The sequence below is a fragment of the Weizmannia acidilactici genome, assembly GCF_008974185.1.
Classification (GTDB): Bacteria; Bacillota; Bacilli; order Bacillales; family Bacillaceae_C; genus Weizmannia; species Weizmannia acidilactici.
Map to the genome: position 1 here is coordinate 1 of NZ_BKZP01000080.1, position 1,559 is coordinate 1,559.

Sequence of the window (1,559 nt, forward strand, 5' to 3'; positions counted from 1 at the left end):
GGATTATGCAAGTAAAAAAGCGGAGATTTTACAGGGCGGCAAAGAAAAATACCACCAAAAAGACCGGGAGCAGGGCAAATTGTTTGTCCGTAAAAGGCTGGAACTGCTTTTGGATGAAGGGCTTGCGGCTGAGGACGGGCTTTTTGCCAATGTGCTCGCCGGGGATCTGCCGGCGGATGGCGTGGTGACAGGAATAGGAAAAATCGGTGGCCGTACCGTCTGCGTGATGGCAAATGATTCTACAGTAAAAGCCGGGTCGTGGGGCTGGCGGACGGTTGAAAAAATCATCCGCATCCAGGAAACGGCCGAAAAACTGCGCTGCCCGATCCTGTATCTTGTTGATTCCGCCGGGGCGCGGATTACTGACCAAATTGAAATGTTTCCAGGGAGAAGAGGGGCGGGCCGGATTTTTTACAACCAGGTGCGCCTGTCTGGAAAAGTGCCGCAAATCTGTCTGTTGTTCGGGCCATCCGCTGCCGGCGGGGCGTATATTCCGGCGTTTTGCGATATAGTTGTCATGGTAGAAGGCAATGCATCCATGTATTTAGGTTCGCCGCGCATGGCGGAGATGGTGATCGGGGAAAAGGTCACGCTGGAACAAATGGGCGGCGCAAAAATGCACTGCACGGTGTCAGGCTGCGGCGATGTTCTGGTGAAAACGGAAGAAGAAGCGATCCGTTATGTGCAAAAATACTTAACCTATTTCCCAAGCAATTTTTCCGAAAAACCGGAGAAAACGGAAGCGAAGGCGCCGGCCGTTTTTGAAAAAACGATCGAGGAATTGGTTCCGCAAAATCAAAATACCCCTTTTGATATGTACGAGCTGATTGCACGGATCATTGACGAAGGGTCGATGTGCGAGATCAAAAAGAGATTTGCCGCAGAAATTATTACCTGTCTGGCGCGGATTGGCGGCCGGCCTGTCGGGATCATTGCCAACCAGCCGCGGGTGAAAGGTGGCGTGCTTTTCCACGACAGCGCTGATAAAGCGGCAAAGTTTATCCACCTTTGCGACGCTTTCCGTATCCCGCTCTTGTTTTTGGCTGATGTGCCGGGCTTTATGATCGGGGCGCAAGTTGAACGGGCCGGCATCATCCGCCATGGGGCGAAAATGATTTTTGCCATGAGTGAAGCGACCGTGCCGAAATTGACGGTCATTGTCCGTAAAGCGTACGGTGCCGGATTGTATGCGATGGCAGGCCCAGCGTTCGAACCGGACTGCTGTATTGCGCTTCCGACAGCGTCGATAGCGGTGATGGGCCCTGAAGCTGCGGTGAATGCGGTGTATGCCAATAAAATCGCGGCGCTGCCGGAAAGTGAACGGGCGGCGTTCATTACTGAAAAGCGGTCGGAATACCAGCAGGATATTGATGTCTACCGGCTCGCTTCTGAATTGGTGGTGGATGCGGTTGTGCCAGGGAATGAACTGCGGGAAGAACTGGAGCGGCGGCTGGAGATGTACAGCTCCAAGTATGAGGATTTATCCGCACCGAAACATCCGGTGTATCCGGTTTAGGGATGAAAAAAGCAGCTGCAGGCTGATGCGCGGCTGCTTTTTT

The 1,559-nt window shown here is 53.1% G+C and carries 1 protein-coding gene; it reads left to right on the forward strand.

The genetic code is table 11. The annotated features are described in order from the left end of the window. Nucleotides 1-25: 25 nt before the first annotated feature. Nucleotides 26-1,516 carry an acyl-CoA carboxylase subunit beta gene (locus BpJC4_RS15735; RefSeq protein ID WP_253724340.1) on the forward strand — a complete coding sequence of 497 codons (1,491 nt, stop codon included), beginning with the start codon at nt 26-28 and terminating at the stop codon, nt 1,514-1,516. Nucleotides 1,517-1,559: the final 43 nt, after the last annotated feature.